At 51.7% G+C, this 22516-nt stretch carries 28 protein-coding genes; 3 read left to right on the forward strand and 25 right to left on the reverse strand.

Annotated features, from left to right (window positions below; translation table 11 throughout):
• Positions 1–212: 212 nt before the first annotated feature.
• Positions 213–1898, forward strand: coding sequence for an aspartate:alanine antiporter (locus C0K55_RS06330; protein WP_001024862.1), 1686 nt, complete (start codon positions 213–215; stop codon positions 1896–1898).
• A 235-nt stretch (positions 1899–2133) separates the two neighbouring features.
• On the opposite strand, the gene C0K55_RS06335 is transcribed toward C0K55_RS06330, so the two are convergent.
• The 8 genes from C0K55_RS06335 to C0K55_RS06370 form a co-directional block, all read right to left on the reverse strand.
• Entirely contained in the window at positions 2134–2352 is a 219-nt protein-coding gene (locus C0K55_RS06335) for an ogr/Delta-like zinc finger family protein (protein WP_000972391.1), read from the reverse strand.
• A gap of 90 nt (positions 2353–2442) precedes the next feature.
• Positions 2443–3543 (reverse strand): phage late control D family protein, encoded by a 1101-nt coding sequence (locus C0K55_RS06340; RefSeq protein ID WP_001583381.1) that lies wholly within the window; start codon positions 3541–3543, stop codon positions 2443–2445.
• On the reverse strand, positions 3540–4025 hold the full coding sequence (locus C0K55_RS06345; RefSeq protein ID WP_000980389.1) for a phage tail protein: 486 nt from the start codon (positions 4023–4025) through the stop codon (positions 3540–3542). The genes C0K55_RS06340 and C0K55_RS06345 overlap by 4 nt, the downstream gene beginning before the upstream one ends.
• A complete protein-coding gene (locus C0K55_RS06350; RefSeq protein ID WP_105266428.1) occupies positions 4022–7099 on the reverse strand; it encodes a phage tail tape measure protein in 3078 nt (1025 codons plus the stop codon). The genes C0K55_RS06345 and C0K55_RS06350 overlap by 4 nt, the downstream gene beginning before the upstream one ends.
• Positions 7092–7211: a GpE family phage tail protein gene (locus C0K55_RS06355; RefSeq protein WP_000763311.1), complete on the reverse strand. Its 120-nt coding sequence runs from the start codon at positions 7209–7211 to the stop codon at positions 7092–7094. Before C0K55_RS06355 ends, C0K55_RS06350 begins: the two co-directional genes overlap by 8 nt.
• Before the next feature lie 14 nt (positions 7212–7225).
• Positions 7226–7528, reverse strand: coding sequence for a phage tail assembly protein (locus tag C0K55_RS06360; protein ID WP_105266429.1), 303 nt, complete (start codon positions 7526–7528; stop codon positions 7226–7228).
• Between the two features lie 54 nt (positions 7529–7582).
• The gene (locus C0K55_RS06365; RefSeq protein ID WP_001207660.1) at positions 7583–8098 is read right to left on the reverse strand and encodes a phage major tail tube protein; all 516 of its coding nucleotides are present in this window, start codon (positions 8096–8098) and stop codon (positions 7583–7585) included.
• A 9-nt stretch (positions 8099–8107) separates the two neighbouring features.
• Positions 8108–9280: a phage tail sheath protein gene (locus tag C0K55_RS06370; RefSeq protein ID WP_105266430.1), complete on the reverse strand. Its 1173-nt coding sequence runs from the start codon at positions 9278–9280 to the stop codon at positions 8108–8110.
• A 186-nt stretch (positions 9281–9466) separates the two neighbouring features.
• On the opposite strand from C0K55_RS06370, the gene C0K55_RS06375 reads away from it, so the two are divergent.
• A complete protein-coding gene (locus tag C0K55_RS06375) occupies positions 9467–10456 on the forward strand; it encodes an acyltransferase family protein (RefSeq protein WP_105266431.1) in 990 nt (329 codons plus the stop codon).
• Between the two features lie 20 nt (positions 10457–10476).
• Here C0K55_RS06375 and C0K55_RS06380 read toward each other — a convergent pair whose 3' ends face one another.
• From C0K55_RS06380 to C0K55_RS06405, 6 genes are read right to left on the reverse strand one after another with little or no spacing between them, the layout of a single operon-like run.
• Positions 10477–11076 (reverse strand): tail fiber assembly protein, encoded by a 600-nt coding sequence (locus tag C0K55_RS06380; RefSeq protein ID WP_105266432.1) that lies wholly within the window; start codon positions 11074–11076, stop codon positions 10477–10479.
• Positions 11076–12701, reverse strand: coding sequence for a phage tail-collar fiber domain-containing protein (locus C0K55_RS06385; RefSeq protein ID WP_105266433.1), 1626 nt, complete (start codon positions 12699–12701; stop codon positions 11076–11078). The genes C0K55_RS06380 and C0K55_RS06385 overlap by 1 nt, the downstream gene beginning before the upstream one ends.
• Positions 12698–13303 (reverse strand): phage tail protein I, encoded by a 606-nt coding sequence (locus C0K55_RS06390; protein WP_105266434.1) that lies wholly within the window; start codon positions 13301–13303, stop codon positions 12698–12700. Before C0K55_RS06390 ends, C0K55_RS06385 begins: the two co-directional genes overlap by 4 nt.
• Positions 13296–14204, reverse strand: coding sequence for a baseplate assembly protein (locus C0K55_RS06395; protein ID WP_040075574.1), 909 nt, complete (start codon positions 14202–14204; stop codon positions 13296–13298). Before C0K55_RS06395 ends, C0K55_RS06390 begins: the two co-directional genes overlap by 8 nt.
• A complete protein-coding gene (locus tag C0K55_RS06400) occupies positions 14191–14550 on the reverse strand; it encodes a GPW/gp25 family protein (RefSeq protein ID WP_000177576.1) in 360 nt (119 codons plus the stop codon). Before C0K55_RS06400 ends, C0K55_RS06395 begins: the two co-directional genes overlap by 14 nt.
• Complete coding sequence (locus C0K55_RS06405) at positions 14547–15125, reverse strand: phage baseplate assembly protein V (RefSeq protein ID WP_105266435.1); 579 nt, start codon at positions 15123–15125, stop codon at positions 14547–14549. Before C0K55_RS06405 ends, C0K55_RS06400 begins: the two co-directional genes overlap by 4 nt.
• An 80-nt stretch (positions 15126–15205) precedes the next feature.
• On the opposite strand from C0K55_RS06405, the gene C0K55_RS06410 reads away from it, so the two are divergent.
• Positions 15206–16960: a hypothetical protein gene (locus tag C0K55_RS06410; protein WP_021542920.1), complete on the forward strand. Its 1755-nt coding sequence runs from the start codon at positions 15206–15208 to the stop codon at positions 16958–16960.
• Positions 16961–17017: 57 nt separating this feature from the next.
• Here the strand turns inward: C0K55_RS06410 and C0K55_RS06415 are convergent, their stop codons facing one another.
• The 11 genes from C0K55_RS06415 to C0K55_RS06465 all read right to left on the reverse strand — a co-directional run bounded on the left by C0K55_RS06415 (position 17018) and on the right by C0K55_RS06465 (position 22449).
• Entirely contained in the window at positions 17018–17464 is a 447-nt protein-coding gene (locus tag C0K55_RS06415; protein WP_105266197.1) for a phage virion morphogenesis protein, read from the reverse strand.
• A complete protein-coding gene (locus tag C0K55_RS06420; RefSeq protein ID WP_105266196.1) occupies positions 17457–17888 on the reverse strand; it encodes a phage tail protein in 432 nt (143 codons plus the stop codon). Before C0K55_RS06420 ends, C0K55_RS06415 begins: the two co-directional genes overlap by 8 nt.
• Positions 17851–18099: an Rz1-like lysis system protein LysC gene (gene lysC / locus C0K55_RS26525; RefSeq protein ID WP_236942157.1), complete on the reverse strand. Its 249-nt coding sequence runs from the start codon at positions 18097–18099 to the stop codon at positions 17851–17853. The genes C0K55_RS06420 and lysC overlap by 38 nt, the downstream gene beginning before the upstream one ends.
• Entirely contained in the window at positions 17984–18412 is a 429-nt protein-coding gene (gene lysB, locus C0K55_RS06430; RefSeq protein ID WP_105266195.1) for an Rz-like lysis system protein LysB, read from the reverse strand. The genes lysC and lysB overlap by 116 nt, the downstream gene beginning before the upstream one ends.
• Entirely contained in the window at positions 18409–18924 is a 516-nt protein-coding gene (locus C0K55_RS06435; RefSeq protein WP_001573376.1) for a lysozyme, read from the reverse strand. Before C0K55_RS06435 ends, lysB begins: the two co-directional genes overlap by 4 nt.
• Complete coding sequence (locus tag C0K55_RS06440; protein ID WP_042106347.1) at positions 18905–19120, reverse strand: HP1 family phage holin; 216 nt, start codon at positions 19118–19120, stop codon at positions 18905–18907. Before C0K55_RS06440 ends, C0K55_RS06435 begins: the two co-directional genes overlap by 20 nt.
• A 3-nt stretch (positions 19121–19123) precedes the next feature.
• A complete protein-coding gene (locus tag C0K55_RS06445) occupies positions 19124–19327 on the reverse strand; it encodes a tail protein X (RefSeq protein ID WP_000868175.1) in 204 nt (67 codons plus the stop codon).
• Positions 19327–19791 carry a head completion/stabilization protein gene (locus C0K55_RS06450; RefSeq protein ID WP_000673520.1) on the reverse strand — a complete coding sequence of 155 codons (465 nt, stop codon included), beginning with the start codon at positions 19789–19791 and terminating at the stop codon, positions 19327–19329. Before C0K55_RS06450 ends, C0K55_RS06445 begins: the two co-directional genes overlap by 1 nt.
• Positions 19792–19886: 95 nt before the next feature.
• Positions 19887–20537 carry a phage terminase small subunit gene (locus tag C0K55_RS06455; RefSeq protein ID WP_000059197.1) on the reverse strand — a complete coding sequence of 217 codons (651 nt, stop codon included), beginning with the start codon at positions 20535–20537 and terminating at the stop codon, positions 19887–19889.
• A 3-nt stretch (positions 20538–20540) separates the two neighbouring features.
• Positions 20541–21599 (reverse strand): phage major capsid protein, P2 family, encoded by a 1059-nt coding sequence (locus C0K55_RS06460; protein ID WP_000742511.1) that lies wholly within the window; start codon positions 21597–21599, stop codon positions 20541–20543.
• A 16-nt stretch (positions 21600–21615) separates the two neighbouring features.
• Positions 21616–22449: a GPO family capsid scaffolding protein gene (locus tag C0K55_RS06465; RefSeq protein WP_105266194.1), complete on the reverse strand. Its 834-nt coding sequence runs from the start codon at positions 22447–22449 to the stop codon at positions 21616–21618.
• Positions 22450–22516 lie beyond the last annotated feature (67 nt).

Raw genomic sequence — 22516 nt, forward strand, 5'->3', positions numbered from 1 at the left:
TAAGATAAAGCCGCTTCGCATTCCATGCTAATATAGGCCAACACAATTCTTATAGCCGTTGGTATCTAATGTGATTACACTAGTAAAATATATTGTTACTTTACTATTGATTAAGTGCGCTGAATGAATCTGCGCCCTGAATTCAGGTAAAAACATTATCTTAAATTACCATTTCTTTCAACAGCTTACTCGTAAACAAGAAGTTAGTCTCCGTGAATATAAACGTCGCCGAATTGTTAAATGGGAATTACATTCTGTTATTATTCGTGGTCCTCGCGCTTGGGCTATGTCTCGGAAAATTACGACTTGGTTCAATCCAACTGGGTAATTCCATTGGCGTTTTAGTCGTATCGCTATTATTAGGTCAACAACATTTCAGTATTAACACCGACGCGCTTAATCTTGGCTTTATGCTGTTTATTTTCTGCGTCGGGGTCGAAGCCGGACCCAACTTTTTTTCCATTTTTTTCCGCGATGGGAAAAATTACCTAATGTTAGCGCTGGTAATGGTCGGTAGTGCGCTGTTGATCGCCTTAGGTTTGGGTAAGCTGTTTGGCTGGGACATTGGCCTGACGGCCGGTATGTTGGCTGGCTCCATGACATCGACGCCGGTTCTGGTCGGTGCGGGCGATACGTTACGCCACTCTGGTATAGAAAGCGGGCAGCTCTCCGCGGCACTGGATAATTTAAGCCTTGGGTATGCATTAACCTATTTGATCGGTCTGGTGAGCCTGATTGTCGGAGCGCGTTACCTGCCCAAGTTACAGCATCAGGACTTACAGACCAGCGCCCAGCAAATCGCTCGTGAGCGAGGTCTGGACACCGACGCCAGCCGCAAAGTCTATCTGCCGGTGATTCGCGCTTACCGAGTCGGACCGGAACTGGTCGCCTGGGCCGACGGCAAGAACTTGCGTGAATTGGGTATTTATCGACAGACCGGTTGCTATATTGAACGTATCCGTCGTAACGGGATTCTGGCAAATCCGGATGGTGACGCCGTGTTGCAAATGGGCGATGAAATAGCGTTGGTAGGATATCCCGATGCCCACGCCCGACTCGATCCCAGCTTCCGTAACGGTAAAGAAGTTTTTGATCGTGACCTTCTCGACATGCGTATTGTCACTGAAGAGGTGGTCGTCAAAAACCATAACGCCGTCGGTAAACGTCTGGCGCAATTGAAGTTGACCGATCACGGTTGCTTCCTTAACCGCGTGATCCGCAGTCAGATCGAGATGCCAATTGACGATAACGTAGTGCTTAACAAAGGTGACGTTTTGCAGGTGAGCGGCGATGCCCGCCGTGTGAAGACCATCGCTGACCGTATCGGCTTTATTTCGATTCACAGCCAGGTCACCGACTTGCTGGCATTCTGCGCATTCTTTGTTATAGGCCTGATGATCGGGATGATTACCTTCCAGTTCAGCACTTTCAGTTTTGGCATGGGTAACGCTGCCGGATTGTTATTCGCTGGCATTATGCTGGGCTTTATGCGCGCTAACCACCCGACCTTCGGCTATATTCCGCAGGGTGCGTTAAGTATGGTGAAAGAGTTTGGTTTGATGGTGTTTATGGCGGGTGTTGGTTTAAGCGCCGGTAGCGGCATCAATAACGGCCTGGGCGCGATTGGCGGTCAGATGTTGATTGCCGGATTGATTGTCAGTCTGGTGCCCGTTGTTATCTGCTTCCTGTTCGGTGCTTACGTATTGCGTATGAACCGCGCACTGTTATTCGGCGCAATGATGGGCGCACGAACCTGCGCACCGGCAATGGAGATCATCAGTGATACAGCCCGCAGTAACATCCCGGCGCTGGGCTATGCGGGCACTTATGCAATAGCTAACGTACTGCTGACACTGGCAGGGACAATCATTGTGATGGTATGGCCCGGACTCGGATAAAACTGAAGTTGCCCTAAAAATGAAATTTTTTTGTACAACCGCAGAACTTTTCTTCAGGGTATCAGTCTTAATTAGTGCCACTGCTTTTCTTTGATGTCCCCATTTTGTGGAGCCCATCAACCCCGCCATTTAGGTTCAAGGTTGATGGGTTTTTTGTTGCCTGAAATTTATGCCGTTTAAAATCATGACGTTAGAAGCACTGTTTTTTAACGATGGCGACAAAATGGCGGCAGCGTCAAAGAGAGAGCGCCACCTGTCCTGATTTCATTGGATGCGGCTGAACCGGATTTGACTCTTTTGGCGTTGCAATCGAACGAACAAAAGTTTCATGGGTTACAAAAGTATGGCTGCAGTTAATATTCTGGCACTGGTTGTAACGCTCTTTGGTCAATGAAGATACCTGAAAACTGCTGCGAGTATGGGCGGCACTTCCACACAGTGGGCAAATCATCATTTTTCGAGTTCTCCCCATTTTTGCTAAATTCACAATAATGATACCGCATTATTCCATTTTGCAAACTTAAAAGTTCTCCATTGCGAAGAATCATTCCATTTCGAAATCATCAATCCTCACTTCAAGCTCCAGACTGGTTGTAAAACCGTTATCGGGGCTGACGGTATGCGTCAGAGTCGTAATGGTCCATTCCGCATCATCTATCGGCTGTTTAAAGCCACTGACCTTCACAGGCATTTCTGTGTAGAGATCTGCCCGCCCTTCCGCCAGTTGTAGCGAGAATGATGCAACGCCGCGTTGCAGGCGTTCCCACTGCATTTTCGCTGCCCGTTCGGCGTTGCTCCGGTTGGCATAAGTGCGATTAAGTACCAGCACGTTTTCATCCGTACCCACCAGGTAATCGCCCTGCTTCGCTTCCGGCTCTTTCTTCTGCTTCTTAGTCCTGCGCTTACGCTTCACCGTGGTGCTTTCTTTCTTCGCGGGTTCGCGGGTATGCAACCAACTGGCAATTACGCCCGTGTAGGCTCCGCGATCTGCCAGGGTAAAGCGGTGACTGTCGCCGTCCTTACGTGTGATTGAGATCACCGGCAGTGGTTTACCGCTGGCGCTTTTGCCCTGTCCCTGCCGGATGAATAACAGATTGCCATTTTTCACCGACGCGATGGCACCGTACTGGCGCGCCAGCCGCATCAGAAAACTGCCGTCACTCTCATTAGTCTGGTCTATATGCTCCACGGGCTTATCCGACAGGTCTTTACCCAGTGCCATCTTCAGCTTATGACGCGCGGCTATTTCCTTCACCACTTCCCCGACAGTGGTCTTGTGCCACGATTTTTCACGGCGGGTATTCAGCGTTTCCCTAAAATCAGCACTTCGCGCCCGGATAGTCAGGCGATCCGGTGCGCCGGTGTGTTCAATCTCGTCCACCGTGAATGCCCCTTTCGGGAAAAGCGGCTGCCCCTTCCAGCCCAGCGCCAGCGTAATGACCGCACCACGGCGCGGCAGCACGATTTTTCCGTCGGCGTCGTCCAGCTCCAGATCAAGCTGGTCCGCTTCAAAGCCCCGATTGTCCGTCAGCGTCAGACTCATCAGACGGTTATCCAGCACAGTGGTGATATCCCTGCCCTCAATACTGATACTGAATGCCGGAGTTTTGTTGCCTTTGTTAAGCAGTTCAGAGCTGAAATTCATGACAGCAGCCCTCCCACCGTTTTACTGATATCGCTTAAGGCAGATGTTGCCATGTCCTGCAGATTATTCAGCTGCGCACTGAGATCACCAAACATATCGGACAGGGATTCATCCACCCGTTTGAGCGACAGGGTGAACTCAATCCGGCGCGGCATACCGTCGCGGAAAAACTCCGTTTTGGTCTGATTCAGTCCCTCAATCACATACATGCCGTAAATCGTGCCGCTGCCTTCAATCAGGGGCCATGCTTTCCCCTGTTCTGCCATCTGCTCCAGTGCCAGCAATGACAGCCTGCCGCCTGTTATCTCCGGCATAAGAACACCAGAAAGCGTCAGCATGTCGTTGTCCGGTCCCAGAAACTGCGTGGATGGACGACGATTTACCCGACTGTTAGCCGCATGTCGCCAGCTGCGCTGATACTGCAGTTCCTGATACGGCACGGTGCGCAGCATAAACACGTACAATCCCAGCACCATCATCATGCGTCGTATCCCCCCTGATCGCTGTAGTTACTCCTGGCTTTTGCCTTCAGCCTGCGTTCACGTTCATCAAGCTGGCGGGCCACCTCCCGTGCAATATCCTGCGCACTTTGTCCTGGCTGCGTCTGGATGATGATCTGCGTCGGTGCCTCAATCCTGTAAACGGGCGGCACAGTGGCTGCGCGACTCACAATTGCTTCTCCACCTTTCGCGGGAAGTGCCAAAGGGTGCAACGGTGGAAGCTCTGCTGGCGCGGCAGCAACTCCCATCATTCCGGTAACAACGGCAGCCAGTGCAGCTGTATTTCTCCGGCTGGTCACATTTGCCGGGCCGTTAACAATTTCCGGCCCGTTTTCACCGACGATGCCAAACTGCCCGCGCGGGATATACCCGCCGCTGTCATACATCCCCGCAAAGCCATATCCCCATGATGGAAAACCACCCGATGGCATCATCACTTTACCGTCTGCATTCACCGTCGCAGGTTGCTGACGCGTCACGCTTTCCGGCAGTTTTGCCTTTGCGACCTCTTTACTGACAATGCCGAGCTTCTCCAGCAACCAGGAAACGCCGGATTTCAGGGAGTCCAGCGGATGCATGACCATATTTAGCCCTTCCGCCAGTGCCTCCCCGAATCGTCGCCCCATTGCCGCTGCACTCTGCAGTTCGGCAGAGGTCGACTTAACGGGCGTCAGCAGATCAGTAAACCAGCCCCACAGCGCCTGTACTTTGTCGCCAATCCACTGGAACACGGGCTTAAGCGGTTCGAATGCTTCACTGACGGGACCTGCCGCCGCTTTGAATCCCTCCACCACTCCACCAAGAAATGCGGTGATGGGTTGCCAGTATTTCCAGACAACCAGCGCCACGCCCGCCAGTGCAGTAACCACAAGACCAATCGGACTGAGCAGAGCACCTAACAGACCAGATACGGCATACAGGGCAACGCGCAGCATCACCAGTGGACCAGATGCCAGTACTCGCAGCACCGTGCCTGCGGCGGCCAGTCCACCGCGCAGTACCGCCAGAGGATTCATAAACATCACAGCAACAGCACGTAAACCGGATAATCCAGACCGCAAAAGTGCAACCGGCGCACCTGCTACAGTTTTCAGGACATTTCCCGTCAGTAATGCCGTGCGGCGCAAAGACGACAACGGCGCAGTAAGTAAACCTGCGGCGTTGCCCGATGAAGCAAGCCCGCGTCGCAACAGTGCCAGTGGTGCGCCAGCCAGCCAGGACAACGCGCTGCTGGTTCGGGTTACTGCTGCCGTAACGGAAGGTAACGTTTTGATACCCAGCACAGAGAATCCCAGACGAATCACTGCCAGCGGCCCCAGCACTGCAGCCAGCGCCACCGCTAAGGTTCCGAGGCCTACGGTAACCGCAGCCACCACAGCGGCTACTTTCATCAGTGTGCCTGTCAGTTCCGGGTTAGCTTCCACCCAGCGGCGCAACGCCCCCGTGATGCTTTTCACCGTGTACAGAATATCCATCAGCGGCTGGCGCAGCGTTTCGCCCAGGCTGCTGAAGGTGTTCTGCGCTCCGGTTTTGACCAGCAACCACTGAGCAGAAAGTGAGTCCTTGTTGATGTCGGATTCTTTCTGCATGGAACCGAGCGCATCATTGCCCGCTGTCAGCTTTAACTGGCGCTGCAGTTCCGGCAGGTTGTTTGCCAGTTTCGCCGCGTCATCGCCAAACTCTTTACCAAACAACATGGTCATGGCAGACAGACGTTTATCCTGCGGCAGTGCGTTCACCTTCTCCAGTACGCGCTGGATAGTTCCCATCGCATCCTTCGTCATCTGCTTTTCAATCACTTCAGGATTGAGTTTCAGCAGATTCATTCCTTCAAAGAAACTCTTGCTTTGCATGGTGGCAATGGACAATTCACGCACCATCGCGTTTGCTGCACTGGCTGCAACCTCTGGCGCAGCGCCCAGTGTCAGAAAGGTGGAACCCAGCGCCGCCGCTTTACGATAATCCAGACGATCAGCCACACCACCCAGGCGTTGCATGACATCAATGATATCTGCCCCTTTCGACATGGCGTTATCATCCAGATAGTTCAGCGCATCACCGAGCTGTTCAATATTGCGGGTAGGGATTTTGTAGAGCTGGGCGATTTTCCCCAGACTTTCTGACAGTTCATCCGCTGGCAGCTCAAAGGCTGTTGCCGCCTTTGCTGCCGTACTGGCGAAGGCCAGCAGGTCACGTTTCTGGTCTTCCCAGCTGTCGTCAGGGTTTGCGACGTTCATGCGCGCACCACCTTCAACCAGTGCAGCGAAATCCACCGCACCGTTTTCCATCGGCAACTGTTCGCTGGCAGCCTTGATGGCATCCTGCATTTCATAAAAACGTGCAGTGCGGTTGCCATTATCGTCACGAAGACCATTGACCTGCTTTGCCACACCTTTCATGGCATCTTCCATGCTGGTATAGCTTTTTACTGCCGCCATCACTGGTGCGCCCATTGCCAGCCCTGCAGCCGTGGTGGTGGCTCCGGCACCTGCAATACGATCACGCACCTCCAGTGAACGGGCATAACTGGCACGCGCCGCATTCATCCTGCGCTGAGCTTCCCCCAGTCGCTTCAGCCGCGCCTCCTGTTTCGAAAGTTCCTGGTTATAACGTGATGTTTCACGGGCTAAACGGGCAGTTGCTCCCGCATCATCTTTCGCAGAAATTCCCGCCCGGTACAGCTCTGCACGCACAAGCGCCGTTTGCTTCTGCAAATATTTTTGTTGTTCTTCCAGGCGTTGGACTGCCAGCGTTTGCCGACCTAAAGCCACAAGGTGCCGTTGTGATGGTTGTTCCATCGCCTCCAGCTCAGAGCTAAGCAAATTAGCCTTCTGTCTGGCATAGTTCAGCCTGTCGCCTAACTTCTTGTTATCGGCCTGCAGCTTGCGAAATTTTTCCAGGCTGTTACCCGCCTGATTGAGTTGCTTTAATGCGTCACGGGAGTTTCTGATTGCGCCAGCCAGCTCTTTCGAACTGGCCTGTGCAGCACGGAATGGGCGGGTGAGTTTGTCAACCGCATTAAGAATGACCTGCAGGCGCAGGTTGTTATCACTCATCGTTGGCCCCGCTTCTCTGAATCGCTTTATACCGCCATTCCAGCACTTCGGTCAGCGGCATAACGTCAGTAACGGATGGCGGCCAGTGAAAAATGGTGGCGATATCTGCCACCAGATCGTCAACCGTCAGGCTGTCGGTAAACCGGCAAGCACCGACTTCTTCAACAAAAAAGTAACAACCTCAACCGACATGGCAGTGAGATCTGCCGGGTCCATATCTGCAATTTCCTGTGCAGTCAGTGCCGGACTGGAAATGCGGGGGATCACGGTCATCATCGCGTTCACATCCATATCCATAATGGCCTGCAGGCGTGTACCGCGCAGCGCACCAGACTGCGGTTTACGCAGCACAATTTCGGTGATTTCCGTTTTACCGCGCTTGATAGGGGTATCCAGTTGAATGGTCTTTTCAGTCTGCTTATCGCTCATTTTGTTGTCCTGTAAATTGGGTTCTGGCGCGGAATCCCGCGCCGTTCAGATACATCAGAGGCCGAGGGCGTTGCGGTGCGCTTCCATCAGGTCCACACCGTCCACAATTTCCACCATGTTGATAAGGTCCACTTCATAGAGCACCTCACCATTGATGGTCAGCTTCGCGTAGCTGTTGGTACTGGTCACTTTGGTGGTGTTGCTTTCGCCCGTCTTCCACTCGCCGGAATCCACTTCTTTGTGACGTCCACGCACCACAAGCTCCACGGCCTGCACTTCCCCGGTATCATCACGCTGGATAGAGCCGGTAAAGCGCAGCTGGATGCCATCCACCGTGGCTTTGCCCATCTGCTTAAACAGCAGCAATTCAGTACCACCAATGGAAAATTCTGTATCCAGCGCACTGTCATCAAGCCCCAGATCCACATCCACTGCACCCGGCATTCCGCCGCCGCGATACTTCTCATATTTGCGGGTGAATTTCGGCAGCGTCAGCGACTCAACGATCCCCTGCCAGTTGTTCCCGTCGTTAAACAAGTTCAGATGTTTTAATTTGCGTGGTAAAGCCATGTTGTCCCCTTACGCGCTGACCTGGCTGGAGAAATTCACCAGGTACTGATCGGTGATGCGCTGACGCAACATCAGGTTTTCAAGTGGCGGCACTGGCGTGTAGTCGTAGTCGATGGTGAGTTTTCCGGCTTTCAGAGTGTCTTTGTCATTCACCGACTCGTCCAGCCAGCAATCACCACCAATGAGATAGCCCTGACTGACCAGGCTGCGCATTTTGGCGCGGATACCTTCGATAATGTCGCGGGCCAGCGACGGGTTCAGCGGTTTGTCCACCGCCCACATATGCGCTTCTGCCATCGTGTCCATCAGCACCTGCGCCGTGCGGGTGTAGTTTTCGAAGGCAAAGAGTGGGTCATCACTCAGGCAGCGGGAACCCCAGAAGCGGAAACCGTCTTTGCGGATAAGCGTGGTGACGTCGTTCTGGTTCAGCAGACCTGCATCTGTTGCCGGGTCCTGCAGATCCCAGAACACATCAGCAGAAATTCCGGTGACACCGTTCACGCCCACGTTAGACAGGCTTTTGTGCCATCCGGTCTGCTCGTCAATTTTGGCGCGCAGACCAAGCGCACGGGCGGTGGCATATGCTGTTGCTTCGGCATTCAGCACCGTGTCCCAGCCAGTAAAGTCGGGCCAGATCAGCATCCCTTCGCGCTGGCTGAAGTTTTCACGGTAGGTAAGCACTTCTTCCACTGTTTTGCAGCCATACGCCGACAGGTAAGCAAACCCGCGCAGGCTTTGCGCCACACTCAGCAGCTCAGTCGCAACGGCTTTATTATCGTGACCCGGCACGCCGAGAATGCGCGGTTTAACGCCGAGCTGTGACTGGGCAGATAACAGGGCTTTCATGCCTGTTTTTTTACCTTCAGCAGTCACTGCGCCGATGATATTGGTTGTGGTTTCTTCTTCCGTTTCACCCTGCGGCACACGCACAACTACGGTCACGGGTTTTGCCTGGTCAGCGATGGCATCCAGCGAACGGGCCAGCGTGCCGGTCTCACCCGCTTTACCGCTGGCGGTCAGTACATCAGTGATCAGCACGGGTTTATTAAGAGGAAACATTTTTGCATCGGCATCATCGCCCGTGCAGACCATACCCACGATGGCGGTGCTCACCGTGGTAATGGATCGGGTGCCTTCGTTGACTTCAACAACGCGCACCCCGTGGTGGTAATCCTGAGCCATAAGGCAGTCTCTCCGGTTTACAGGGATAATGCCTACTATGAAAATAAAGTTGCCTTAGGTCACGCGAGGTCGTTTGTACGACGGCCTGCACAATTATCAGATTCTCATTTAATACTTTTAATTGAATCCGTTACCCTGGATACTGTCTTCAACAGAAAACTAACTATATACACTTAAGGATTGTCCGTGGCACAACAGATCGATAATCGTGATAACACTATCGATACGCTCAAAGGCGCGTTAATTTTACTGGTGGTTATGGCGCACATACTTGGCGGTGGCGTAGAACATGAACAAGTGAAATATATATATGATTTCATTTACACATTTCACATGCCCGCCTTTGTATTAATTTCTGGTTTTCTTAGCAAGGGATGTAGCAATCTTGACATATACAAATTAAGCAAACATATTCTTGTTCCATTCATTGTTTTTAATTTTATTTATGAATTTATCAACTTCTTGCTGACAGGAAGTATTTCTGGTTATCTTAAGATTGGCGCGCCTTATTGGATAATGTGGTATCTTTTAAGCCTTTTTTTCTGGCAAATAATTGCTTCTGTTCTATTCACCTTCCGTTACCCTCTTTGTCTTTCTTTACTTATAAGCTTCGCATTTCAATTCATTGATTTCAGTTCGCAGACTCTATCCATTATGAGGACAATTAATTTTCTACCCTACTTTATTATAGGAGCGTTATTTTATCGGAATAATTTATTACGTAAAAGGCACGGCAAAAATACGATATACCTCATTTTATTCTCAGCAGTTATTGCATTAGTGATTTTATCGATATTTGCACCTACCATATTTCTCTACGGCGCTTTTCCATTCTCTTATTTTGATAAGTCTATAGTTGTACTTATGTTATACAAAGTAGTCAACTATGCAGCAGTTCCGGCTTTTGTATTAGCTCTCATGCAGCTAAAACCCACCTGTGTAATTTTAGAGATGTTTGGAAAAAATAGTCTTAGTATATATCTGTTACATGGTCTATTTATATTATACATTTCCACTTACCTAAATAAGATGTTGTCATGGCCGTTCGTATTGGTAGGTACAGTAATAATCAGCTTTGCTATATGTTACTTATTAAGCAGTACAATTTCTTCCAGAATCATGGACCGATTATTTTCACGCACACAAAGTATATTGCTCTCAAAAGCCAGCCAATAAATGGCTAGCTTTAGGCAATACTAACATTCTGGCTTAGCAGGCAATAAGGAAGCTTTATCAGAAACAAATACCGCTTCCTTTAGCTCATTAATATAGTTTAACCATACCTGCAAAATTTCTTTATTTCGCTCCGAAATACTCCCCAATAATAATTCACTCTGTAAAGGAGATATGTAGTTCAGAGCTTCATTGATCGCCATATCTCTTTCTGTTATAAAAACCTTCTCTAATGCGTTTTTTTTCGCCTGTAGGTCCACAACCCATTCATTCCCATTCCAAACATCATATGGTGTGGATGGTGCAAGAGTGGTCACATTTTCCGGGTATTCACCAATCGTTTTTATTTCCATCGGTTTACCGTTCAATGTGTTATAGACCGTTTCACCACGGTGGTCAGGGACATATTCCCATGATCTCAAATCCAGAGTTCGACAGGACACATAACCTGACTGATATGAACCAGGAGCATCTAAACACGAATATGCGGGGATACCGACGCCGACAGCAAGATATTCTGTTGATTCAGAAATATATTCCCGTGTTTCACCATCATAGTTATAGACGGTAATATTCCCCGCCTTCGTGGCAATAAGTTCGCTATTTAATACGGCTTTATCCATTATGCAGCTCTCACGATATAGTTAAATGCAATATTTCGTGGACGGGTTTCGCTCCCACCTGTGTTACCAATACTCCCTCGTGTATGTAGCGTTGGTGATGGAATCAGAGTCCCTCCGGCATCGGCAGCATCAAGCCCCCGGCCTTGCGTATATGCTTTTCTGAAGATTGCCGCCAGTTCCCATTCCTCTTTTGAATCATACCCATCGTTGGCTACAACCATATGGCGGTGTTTTTCCAGCATTCCAGCCTGAAGGCTCAATAAAGCACGTCCAGCATCAATACCACGCCCATCATCCCAGCCACGAATAAACTCACCACGTAAATCAGGCAATTTATTTGTCGGATAAACCTTTGCCAGTTTGGGATATTCTTCAGCCGAAAAAGCCGCTCCGTTGCATTTCAGCCAGCCTGTCGGTGGAGTGGCAGAAGGCCACGGAACAGGGACACCAACAGGTAATGCAGAGCCATCCCCTAAACCAAGATAATCAAGAACGCCCTGTGCGCTGGGCTTGCTAAGAATGGCACGCCCAACACTTGTCAGTGCAGTTAAGGCAGCCCGATCTTCCCCTGTAAAATAAGGGAGTTTATCTTTTGATGTAGAAAGCCCTGCCAACGCCGTTAAAGTAGCATCCTTTGGCTGCTTCCCCGCAAGGGAGTTAGTTATTGTCGTGGCAAAGTTCGGATCATTCCCCAGCGCCGCTGCCAGTTCGTTCAGCGTATCCAGTGCCGCAGGTGCAGAACCCACCATGGCTGCAATTGCCGATTTCACAAAAGCGGTAGTGGCAATCTGTGTATTGTTGACCGACTGCGCCGCCGTGGGAGCTGTTGGCGTCCCGGTAAGTGCCGGACTCGACAGCGGCGCTTTCAGCGCCAGCGCATTGTTAATGGTGGTACTGAATTTCGGATCATTGTTAATGGCTGCGGCTATTTCTTTCAGCGTGTCCAGGGTGGCTGGCGCACCATTAATAAGAGCCGTCAGAGCCGCCTGAACAAACGCGGTGGTCGCAATCTGCGTGGTGTTATTCCCTGCTGCTGGCGTTGGCGCTTTGGGTGTCCCGGTAAACGTCGGACTTTCTTTGGGTGCATACTGTGAATGCGGGTCCGGTGCGGCAAGATGTTTTGCCATCAGATCATCCACGTACACCTTCAGCTCCAGAGCCTTGTCATCCACATACCTGCGGGTTGCCAGCACGACGGCAGGGTCGATTTTCAGGGTGATATTGTCCGTGCTGCTGGTAACCAGCACCATGCGCACGGTCTGGGTGCGCCCGCTGCCTTCAGCCAGTTGCGGCTTATAGCTTTCCGGGCAGTTGCCCACGGCAATCAATGCCCCGGACTCATCAAACAGCCCCACTTCACGAATCCACCAACCGCCCTCGTTTTCAGGGATCACCTGTTCAGCAATAATCTGGCTGCTGTTCTGCGGGTCGATATAGAGCATATTCAGCGCAGCCCGGCGTTTCTCATTTACCAGTGCAGTCTGCTTTGCGTCCGGCGTCGGCAATGCTCCGCCGCCATCGCCCACCGCCATATGGGTAATTTTTAGCGGCACACCGAGCGCGGCGGCGCTGGCAAGTTTCGCCGCGCCAATATCCGTCAGCAGGGTATAAAATTTTGTGCTCATGGATTCACTCTCACTGTGTCAATAACGTGGACTGCCCCGCCCTCATGCGCGGTGCCGCCGGAAATAATTGTTTCGTTGATATACGGATAGATCGTGATTTCTTCGCCAAGATAACTGGCTGCCCCCACCCAATGCGGGCCGCTGGTCTGCAGGTTGATGGACATGCCGATCATGTGACGGCTACATGGTTTGGCATCGCTTATCAGTCGCTCAAGTTCCAGATAGGTATCTTCAGTGATGCCCTGGTCCTGCACGCCGATATCCAGACGAAACGTGCCCGGTGTCTCTCCGGTCTGCCACCACTCAATAATGCGGATCAGAAAGCCGAACGGCTCCACCACCCGACGCACGGCACTGGTGGTCCCTTTATGCTGATGAATATAAAAAGCATCCTTCACCACCTGGCGCTTGACGCCTTCTGTCCAGCCCTCGTCCCAGCGATCCACAGAGAACGCCCAGGCGAGATAAGGCAGGAAACTGACCGGACAGGTAGCCGGATCCCACAGGTCACGCAGTGGCACCTGCAGTTCAGAAATCCCGCGACAGGTCTGCGCCAGTCGGCGCTCCAGTGGCGTTGAACCCGGTGGCAGCAGACTATTCATCCGTTCCCCCGTTGGTCACGCTCCACTGCGTACATGATGCCGCCTGTGTTTTGTTCAGGACCACATCCGCCAGAGGAGAAGCCAGCTCCACACGCTGCACACCCTCAACATGCAGGGCGGCAAAGATGGCGCTACGGCGAATATCCCGACCAAGACGCGTCTGACTGGCGATGTACTTCTGCAGGCTGGCTTTTGCCGCTGCCATTACCGGCTCTGCTTCCGGTCCCGGATAGAGAAAAATGGTGGCTTCCACGCGATACGGGATGATTTCTGCGCTGCGAACCGTAAGACGGTCAGCCACCGGGCGGACGTTCTCACTGTTCAGAGCTTTTTCCACCACGTCCAGCAGGTCTTTTTCTGCAGTTCCATCGCCTTCGCGGCTAAGGACAGTCAGCACCACCTCTGCAGGTGCCGGGCTGGTTGCACTGGCATCCGCCACCCGACCGTCGGCGCTTCGGGCATGAAATTCATAAGCTGCAGTTGGCCCCGCAACTGAAAGCCCTTCAAAGGCTGCAGGCACACGCAGGCGTAACGCTTCATCGCTTTCCATCACAGCTGCAACGGGCGGCACAGCGTCATTATCAGCAGGCGTCACCGTCAGGCGTTTCACGTTGTAGTTGGCAGCGAGCTGGTCAAGATCGCTGCCCATCGCGTAAGCCACCATCACAGCCTGCGCGGCTTCGTTAATGCGCTGGCGCAGAAGCAACTCACGGTAAGCGTTCTCCTGCAGCAATTTGGTGACGGGTTCAGATTCCAGTTCCAGCGTACGCATCACTGCTTCCTGCTCATCTTTCGGATGAAGCGCAACAAATTCGGCCTTGCGTTCGGCAAGCAGCGTCTCAAAGTCCGGCACATCCACAATCTGCGGCGCAGGCAACTGCGAAAGGTCAATCACTGCCATTCTCTGCTCCTGTTGATACGGAAAGGGAAACAGGCACACCGTTATTACGCCGCCCGCTCAGCGCCACCACCATTGAACCGTCAAAATGGCTGTTGATGGTGATGGAATCCAGCGTCAGCCGTGGCTCCCAGCGACTCAGCGCCACATACACTGCCGACATGACCTGCAGGCGTAACGCCGGATTTTGTGGCTGGTCTATCAGTGCCGACAGCAGGGAACCATATTCACGGCGAGCAATGCGGCTACCCTGCGGCGTCAGCAGAATGTCCCGCACCGACTGGCGCAGATGGTCAATATCAGTAATGGCTTTGCCGCTGGTATTGTTCATCCCGCTATAAAGCGTCATAGCGGGCCTCCGGTTGTGTCGCCGCCTTTCAGAACGCCAGTATGCTGATGCGCATCAACCACGATCCCGTTAGAACTCATCGCTCCGCCGCCCTGGGTAACGCCACCATTGATCACCACTTCGCTGTTAATACGCGTGCGATCAGCCTCCAGCACAAACTCACTGGTTTTCATGGTGATGTTGTCAGCGGCCTCAATGACCATTGATTTGATGCCCCTGACATACCAGCGCCCGGTGGCGGGTTCGTATTCAAACCAGGCGCCGTCAGGATGTTCTGTCACGCAGGCGTCCGCCGACGTAGACGGTGGTGCGAACTGATTCGAATAGACAGCGGGCAGCGCAAAGGCGGTTTCCAGATTGCCGCCCAGACTCAGCAGCACAACCTGCTCACCTTCCGATGGTCGCCACCATGTGCGGGCATTCCCGGCACGCAGCGTCAGCCAGCTGATCCAGTTGGTTTCAAGCTCGCCCGTTTTCACCCGGCAAAGCCAGTTTTCCCTGTCCACTTCGGTGACTACCCCAGTGCGGATCAGGTTGGTGATAAGGCGCATGATTTCGGTTAGTTGTGCGTTCATAGGGCAATGATTCAACATCTTGCATTTATCTTAAAACATATGTATTTGTATGAGCGGTCTTACAATATGGAATAACAAAAATGAAATTTCGTTCTTTGTATAAATGGGATTGCCCAGACACTTGTAAAGCACTAGTATATTTTGCGCAATTACTGGATGAAATGCTATTTGACTATACACTGGACACATACAAACCCTCAGTGATGAATACCCCAACAATTGGAGTAGAAACTTTAAATACAATTAAAGATGTTGAGGATGGTATTATTCAGCCTAAAAATATTGAACATTTAACCGCAGAATTAATACATAACTTGTCATGTGATAAAGTAGCACAAGATTTATTAGGTGATGCTTACCAAGCTTTTCTCAACAAACTAAAAAATACTAACATAAGCCCTAAAGAGAGAAGCTCAATAATTGAAATGCTGGTCATTCAATTACCACCCAAATTATATAAAGAAAAAAGTGAAGAACTTATCACCCAAGAGTTATCATCCCCTAACTGGGAAAGAAGCATCATACGCAAGCTAACAAGAAATTATATCAGTTTATTACTCTACATTGGCTTTAGCCAACATAATCTTAAGAATTTAACCCAGCAATTTTTTTATTATGGGAATAATAAAATATCAAATAACACTGATGTCTCTTCTTTTTTTGATTTAATAAAACTCGAAAAAAAGAAATACAAAATATATTTTATTGTTGAACCAGTGTTTTTAGGCGCAGAGCCAACTTTCGAAAGACTCTCTTTGTCTGTTGAGAAAGAACCACCAGAAGAATTTTCCCAACATGTTTTTTTTAGAAATCTGCAAAGAAAGAAGATAGTTTGCGTATCAAATATAGAAGCTTTTGATTCTTATTCAGCAAGAGAGAATGCTGAAAACCTACTTAAATTAGCATCATCCTTTTTAAATATTTATCATCATAAAGATAAACCTACTTGGTCAAATGAAGCTTTCGTTATAACTGATACAGACTCTTTGAAAGTGGCTGAAAGACTTAACCCCATGAAAAAATGCAAGGACTTAAAGCATGAAAAGGCCAAGAAACGTCTTGAATCATTGATGTCTGAGTTTTCTCTAGAAAATAGTTCATTTGCCAAGTTCTTGAGAAGTATTCAATTACATTCAATGGCATTAAAAAGTGAAAATGTTGAAAATCAGCTTTTAAATCTATGGATAGCTCTTGAATCATTAGTGCCGACAGACACTAAATCCAAGGATCAAGCAACAATAGAACATATTACTGCAAGTATAATTCCATTCCTGAATATTACATATATAGACTCCTTAATTGACAACCTTACCCGAGACCTGCTGTTATGGAATAGACACATACTAAACTCACATTTAAAAGGAATACCTGGAGCAAAAGCGAAACACAAACTAGCCAATATAATGATTCTTCCTGAATACGAATCAGTAAGGGAATCTTTATCCGCTAAATTTCGTGATTACACATTGCTTTCAGATCGTTTCGAGTATATAAAAAACATAGTTTCATCCCCGGAGTCAATTAAATCAACTTTAGATAACCATAAGTTAAGATTAGAATGGCAACTCAGAAGAATTTATAGAACAAGAAATAACATAGTCCATTCTGGAAAAGGTGGTAAATTTACCCCCCTTTTAGTTGAACACACCCACAACTATCTTGATAAAGTATTTGAAATACTTGTTATGCTTGCATCAAAACCCCGAAAAATTCGCTCTGTAACACAGGGGTTTAGATATGTAAAAATAATCTATGAACAAAGGTACGAAACTATTACAGAAAAGAACTTCACTTTCGATATGAGCAATATTAATAATAATTTATTTTGGGATTGATATAACCTAAAATCAATCGGTGAGGTTAGAGTAGGAACTACAAAAAGTCAACCAACTCTACCTCGCCAACCATTGCAATAAAATGCGGCGTGTTAAAAAGTATAAATCATCATTTACACCCAGCAGGCGACGCTCTGCGTAACGGACCTCCGGTCCTTTGCGACTGACGCGATCACGCAGGCCGTAATGGTGAACGCGGGCAATGCGCTGCACCTTGCCTTCAAACTGCACGCTGGCAGAGTCGGCGCTGGCGGCAGTTTTCAGGTATTTTGTGGTGCGCAGCTTTGCAAACATCTGACGTTTGATACGGCCTTTTTTACTGCGTGCTGTTACCCGTCGCGGTTCATAGCTGCTGCCGTCAGGGTTGCGCTGCATCCTGATGTTCTGCTGCTGTGTCCGGCGCAGTTCCTGCGCCAGCTGACGCATCATGCAGCTTCTTGCGGCTGGCTCCAGATTCGCCAGCAAGGCACTCAGCCAGTCGTCCACCTTCTGCAGTTCAGCCACGTTTCACCGTCCACATTTCTTCAGGTTCATCGGGTTCCGCTACAGCTTCAACACTCGACACACTGCCGTCAGTGTTGACCACCACACGCTCTGTCAGCTGCAGGTTAAGGCTGATATCACAGACATCGTTGCGCAGAATATCCACCTCAAAGGTGAATAGCTTTTCCCGTAATGCCGGATTATTGATGGCATCAGGTTGGTTATCACGCAGCCACAGCAAAACCGGGGCCATCAGCAGATTCTGGTCGCCGCTGAAATCCTCTATCACCACGTTCAGGGTGTAACGATACTCCCATGACATGGAGCTGGCCCCGGTGGCAACCAGCGAACCGTTATCTACAAACAGATGCAGTTTGTCCGGGTTATTACGGACATAAGGCACTGCTTTATTGAGGGCGTGGCGCAGGGATTGTGGTTTGTTCACTGTTTCGCTCCTGACACGCAATAATCATGTCCACTTTGTCTGCACAGACCGCCCAGGCGGCCTCCGTTTCATCCAGCAATGCGTTCAGATCACCGTTAGTGCGCGGCGCGGCCTGATCCAGCCGACACGGCGTCACTCGCGGACAACCACTGACGGTAAGCTGCACCTCCGGTGAATGCCGGACGTTTTCGCAGCCGGATAATGTCAGCAGGCAAAGGAGTATCAGCCCAGCGGCGTAAATCCTCGTTCTCACGTTTCAGTTCCTCAATCCGGTGTTGTCGTTGTCTCAGCAGTACGCTGGTTTGTTCTGCGTCGGCATAGAGCCGCGCCTGCTCCCGGTTATTGGTTTCAGTCAGAATGGACAGACCGATGAGCTGGCTGTTTTTCTTCGTCAGTTCCTGCGCTTTACTTTTCAGCGCCGCGCGCTGCGTTTCGATGGTGTGGCTGGCGCTGTTAAGCCGCCACGACTGCCAGCCCAGCGCAACGAGTGCCAGCACCGCCACTACCGCCAGCGCACGTGTCATAGTCCAGCTCCTTTAAGGCACCAGGCCATCTCCCGCGCACGGCGGTTATCCAGCCCCTGATTAAAAACACCTTTCACATAAACCCAGCGCGGCAACTGTCGGCACGCATCCGCCCAGCGCCGCTGATTGAGCAATTTCACCAGCGTGGAACTACAGGCATTGCCCGTCCCCACGTTGAAGGCAAACGACACCGTAGCGTCATACACCTTCTGCGGCGGCTGTTGCTTCACACACCTTTCCAGCGCCCGCTCCACACGTAGCACGTTGGAGATCAGCCCTTCTGCTGCCTGTCGTTCCGTAATAGTTTTGCCGGGAATGACGCCCGATGTATTACCAATGCCGTCGGTCCAGACACCCGCGCTGCACTGATACGGCTGCAGACGACAGCCTTCGTAATCGGCAATCAGTTTCAGCCCCTCGACGGAGGTGTGAAGCTGCTGAAAACCCGGCAGAGTGGCAGCAATAGCCAGCACGGTCCCGACAAGGCAACGTTTAACGATTGATGGATTCATAATCCTCCCGCGAGATCTGCCCGTCGCGCAGAAGCTGGTAGGCTTTGTGTTTGTAGTACCAGTTGATAGCCAGCATCAGCACACCGATCATCAGGCCGCCCAGCGTTGAGACATCCTTGATGGACAAATCGCCCAGCCAGGCCAGCACGACGGCGATGCAATACGTGATAAAGGCGCTGATTCGCTCAAGCGTCATAATTCAGTCCCATAGCTGGACGGTCTGCACGGTGGTGGTTGTCGGAATGTCCGGCAGCTCCACCTGCAGCCCGTGAGGTAAAAAGGGGCCGTATTCGGCAAGCCCCGGATTTGCCTTCAGTACCTGCTCCGTGACACCCTGCGTGCGCCCGTAATGACGCCAGCAAAGTGCGTCCACCGTGTCATACTGATGCGCACGCACTTTCATCAGATAAGCTCCACTGTGCAGTGCGGCGCATCCTGCACCCGGCTGATGGCCCAGCGGGCGTCACGCCATAAATCACCGCTTGCTTCCGCCAGTTCCTCGCCTCGCTTCGCACCGGATGCCGTGGCGTCATAGTCCTGGTAACGTTCGTTGAGCATGGCGCGTGCCCAGCAGTAAACCGCGTTGAAATAGTGCTGAATGCGCTCGCTTTTGCCGTCCAGTTGTTCCGCCGGGACTTCTGCCAGCGAGGCATACCCCAGCATCTGCTGGCGTCTGCGAAACTCATACAGCTCTGCGTTGACCTCCGAAATTGCCGACAGCGCAACCTGCTTTAAACGCGGCTGCGTCACCGTGCCGTCAGTGCGCATGACACTGCGAAACTCCGACAGGTCCACATCAGGCCAGAACGGCGTATTTCTGATGATTTCCGCCTGTTCCGGTGCCTGTTCTGGCGCAACAAACTTCATGCTGCTTTCTCCTGAAATAGAGGGCGGTGGACGGAGTTTTGATGTGGCTGTGCCTTTCGCCACCCCGTGCCGCCCGTGCGCGGGGGCACGTTCTGTCAGCGGCTGTCATTGCGCAGTCTGCGCTCCAGCTGCTGTTTGTCTTTTTTCACGCCACAGCGGGGATCGAGCTGTAACGCATGGTTGAGATGATTAAGGGCGGAAGCCGGATTGCTTTCGCTCAGGACTGCGCCAATCGCTTTATGCAGACGCGCCCGTGACTGGTCCGGCATATCCAGACCGTCTGTCAGCTCCAGCGTCTGCAACAACAGATCGACATCGAAGCCGGTGGCGGCAAGCATTGCGCTCTGCGCGGCGTCTGCCATTTCCTCTGCCAGCACGGTCTGCACGTTGCGGTTACCCAGCGGCATCACCCAGCCATGACGCAGGGCATGACGCCCGATCTCCAGCGCCCCGGCATAATCTCCGGCATCAATACGCCACAGCATCACGTACATCAGCACGTCATCCTGTTGCGCGCCTCCGGCAGCCAGAACACCCTCCGCCCAGGCGGCGTACTTCGGCAGCAGCTCCACTTTGATTTCCGCTTTTTTGACCGTGGACTGAACGCCCTTGAGACGGCGGCGGTCTTCCGCCAGTTGCAGCAGCATCAGGTCATAGCCCGACGCGTGGCGAACGCTGCCGCCCTCACGGGCGGCCTGTTCAGCCTGAACGCGCAGGCGATGCTGCCGTGCGGGACTCAGGCTCATGGTTTATGCTCCGGTTTCTGCTGCGGCGGCGCTGAAGTCGCCAATCTGGATGTTTTCCACCAGTGCGGCGCAGCGGTAGTCCTCAACCACATAGGCTTCGTTAACGGATTCAAAATTTTCAATCCGGTCACGTTTCGGGTTGTCGATAACTGAACGGCGGCGGGTGTCTTCCTGCCAGTAGATGGACAGGTTATCCAGACGGGTGATCAGCAGCGCATTCGGCGGGAAGAACGGCGCACGCACGGCCTGCAGGCCACCCATGCGTTTCTGGCTGATGATCATATCGGCAGCCAGTTTTTCACTGTTTTCCTGCTCTTTGTTGACCAGTGGGAAATACTTGTCAGACAACAGTTCACGACCGCAAATCACCACCAGATCGTCATCGTCCTGGTAGACCACATCGATAAGCTCATTGACGGCATCCATCACTACGGCGTCCAGGTTGGCATATTCGCCACCTTTGCCGACTTTCACTGCGCCCGGTGTGGTTTCACCGCCCGTGGTGGTGCTGCCCATGACGTGATCCGGTGCATCCTCACGGATTTTCTGCAGCCAGCCTTTGTTCACATCCTGCAGCAGCGGGTTTTCGCTACGGTTGGAGGTTTTCGCACGCTTCACGCCGTTAAAGCCGATCATGATGCGGTCCAGTGCCTGACGTTTCACGATGGCGTCACGGATACGCACCTGGAAATCCTGAAACTTCGCCCACAGATCCAGCTTCGCGTAGGTCAGCACCGTGTCAAAGTTGGTCTGTTCGCATTTGTATTCCACATCGACCATCAGCGTTGGATCGACAGGTTCACGCTCTTTCGCGGTGGTGTCAGTGGTTCCGGCAATGGTGCTGCCAACACCCAGCCCCAGCAGCTGACCGGACTGCTCAGTCACTGGCGTGACGTTAATCAGCGTCAGGAAAGCGGCGGACTGCTGGATCTGGTCTTCCAGCGTCTGCTGCACAGACGGCTCTACAGTGAACTTGCTGGACAGTTCTTCAACTGCCACACCGTTCAGACGCGCCAGCTGCTGCAGATAAGCGTTAAAAGCAAAGCGGGTATTCTTCTTCATCAGGTTTTGTGCTCCATCAGCAATTGGTCAGAGTGTCAGCGGGGGCGTTACCGCCTGTTGCACGCTGGCGGTAGTCCTGGCGGCTGTCTTCATGACTCAGCTTATTCACCAGTTCGTTAAAGGCGGTCTGCTGTGCCTGCAGGGCAGTCTCCAGCTCAGACAGACGTTCTTCCTGCTCAGACAGGGATTTTTCGGTGCGTGCGCTCAGGTTTTGCTGCTCAGTGGCGACCAGCTCCACGGCCTTATGCACATCAGAGAACCGGGCATTGTCGGACTGCTCTTTTTTGGTAAACAGCGCCGTGACACGGGCAAACAGGGAAGGTTTGTCGTCCTGGATTTCTTCCAGTTCGATCACCGTTTCCTCTGCAGCGGTAAAGAGATTGGCGGGATTCTGCTTGCGGTTTGCCAGCGGGTTATGGGCTGCACTTGCGCTGAATGTCAGCATTTCAGTGCCCAGACTGGCAGGGTCATCAGTGGCAGCCAGGCCGACCAGGTAGGCTTTGCCCGTATCAGCGAACTTCGGGCTGACTTCCATAGAGGTGAATAATTTCTGGCCTTTTTTCACCAGCTCCACCAGGGACTCCGTTGGCTCAACATCGGCATACAGCGCCATCTTGCCTGCCAGCGGACCTTCCGTGATTTCTTCAGCAAACAGCGCCGTCACCTTGCCGTAGCGGTTAAAGGTGCTGTCCGGCAGATAAGACTTGATGTGCTCAAGGTTAATCAGCGCGGTATACACCGCCGGGTTGTAGCTGGCTGCCATCTGTTCCAGCCATTCACGCTGGATTTCGCGTCCGTCGGTGGTGGCACCTTCCACCCCGATGCGAAAACGCTTTGCTTTCACTGTCATGAGCCGTGCTCCGTTAGAAAAAACTTACTGGAGCCTTATGGTTGCGGTGATGGGGGTAGTGAAACAA

This window comes from Escherichia sp. MOD1-EC6098, assembly GCF_002965865.1.
GTDB classification, from domain to species: Bacteria; Pseudomonadota; Gammaproteobacteria; order Enterobacterales; family Enterobacteriaceae; genus Escherichia; species Escherichia marmotae.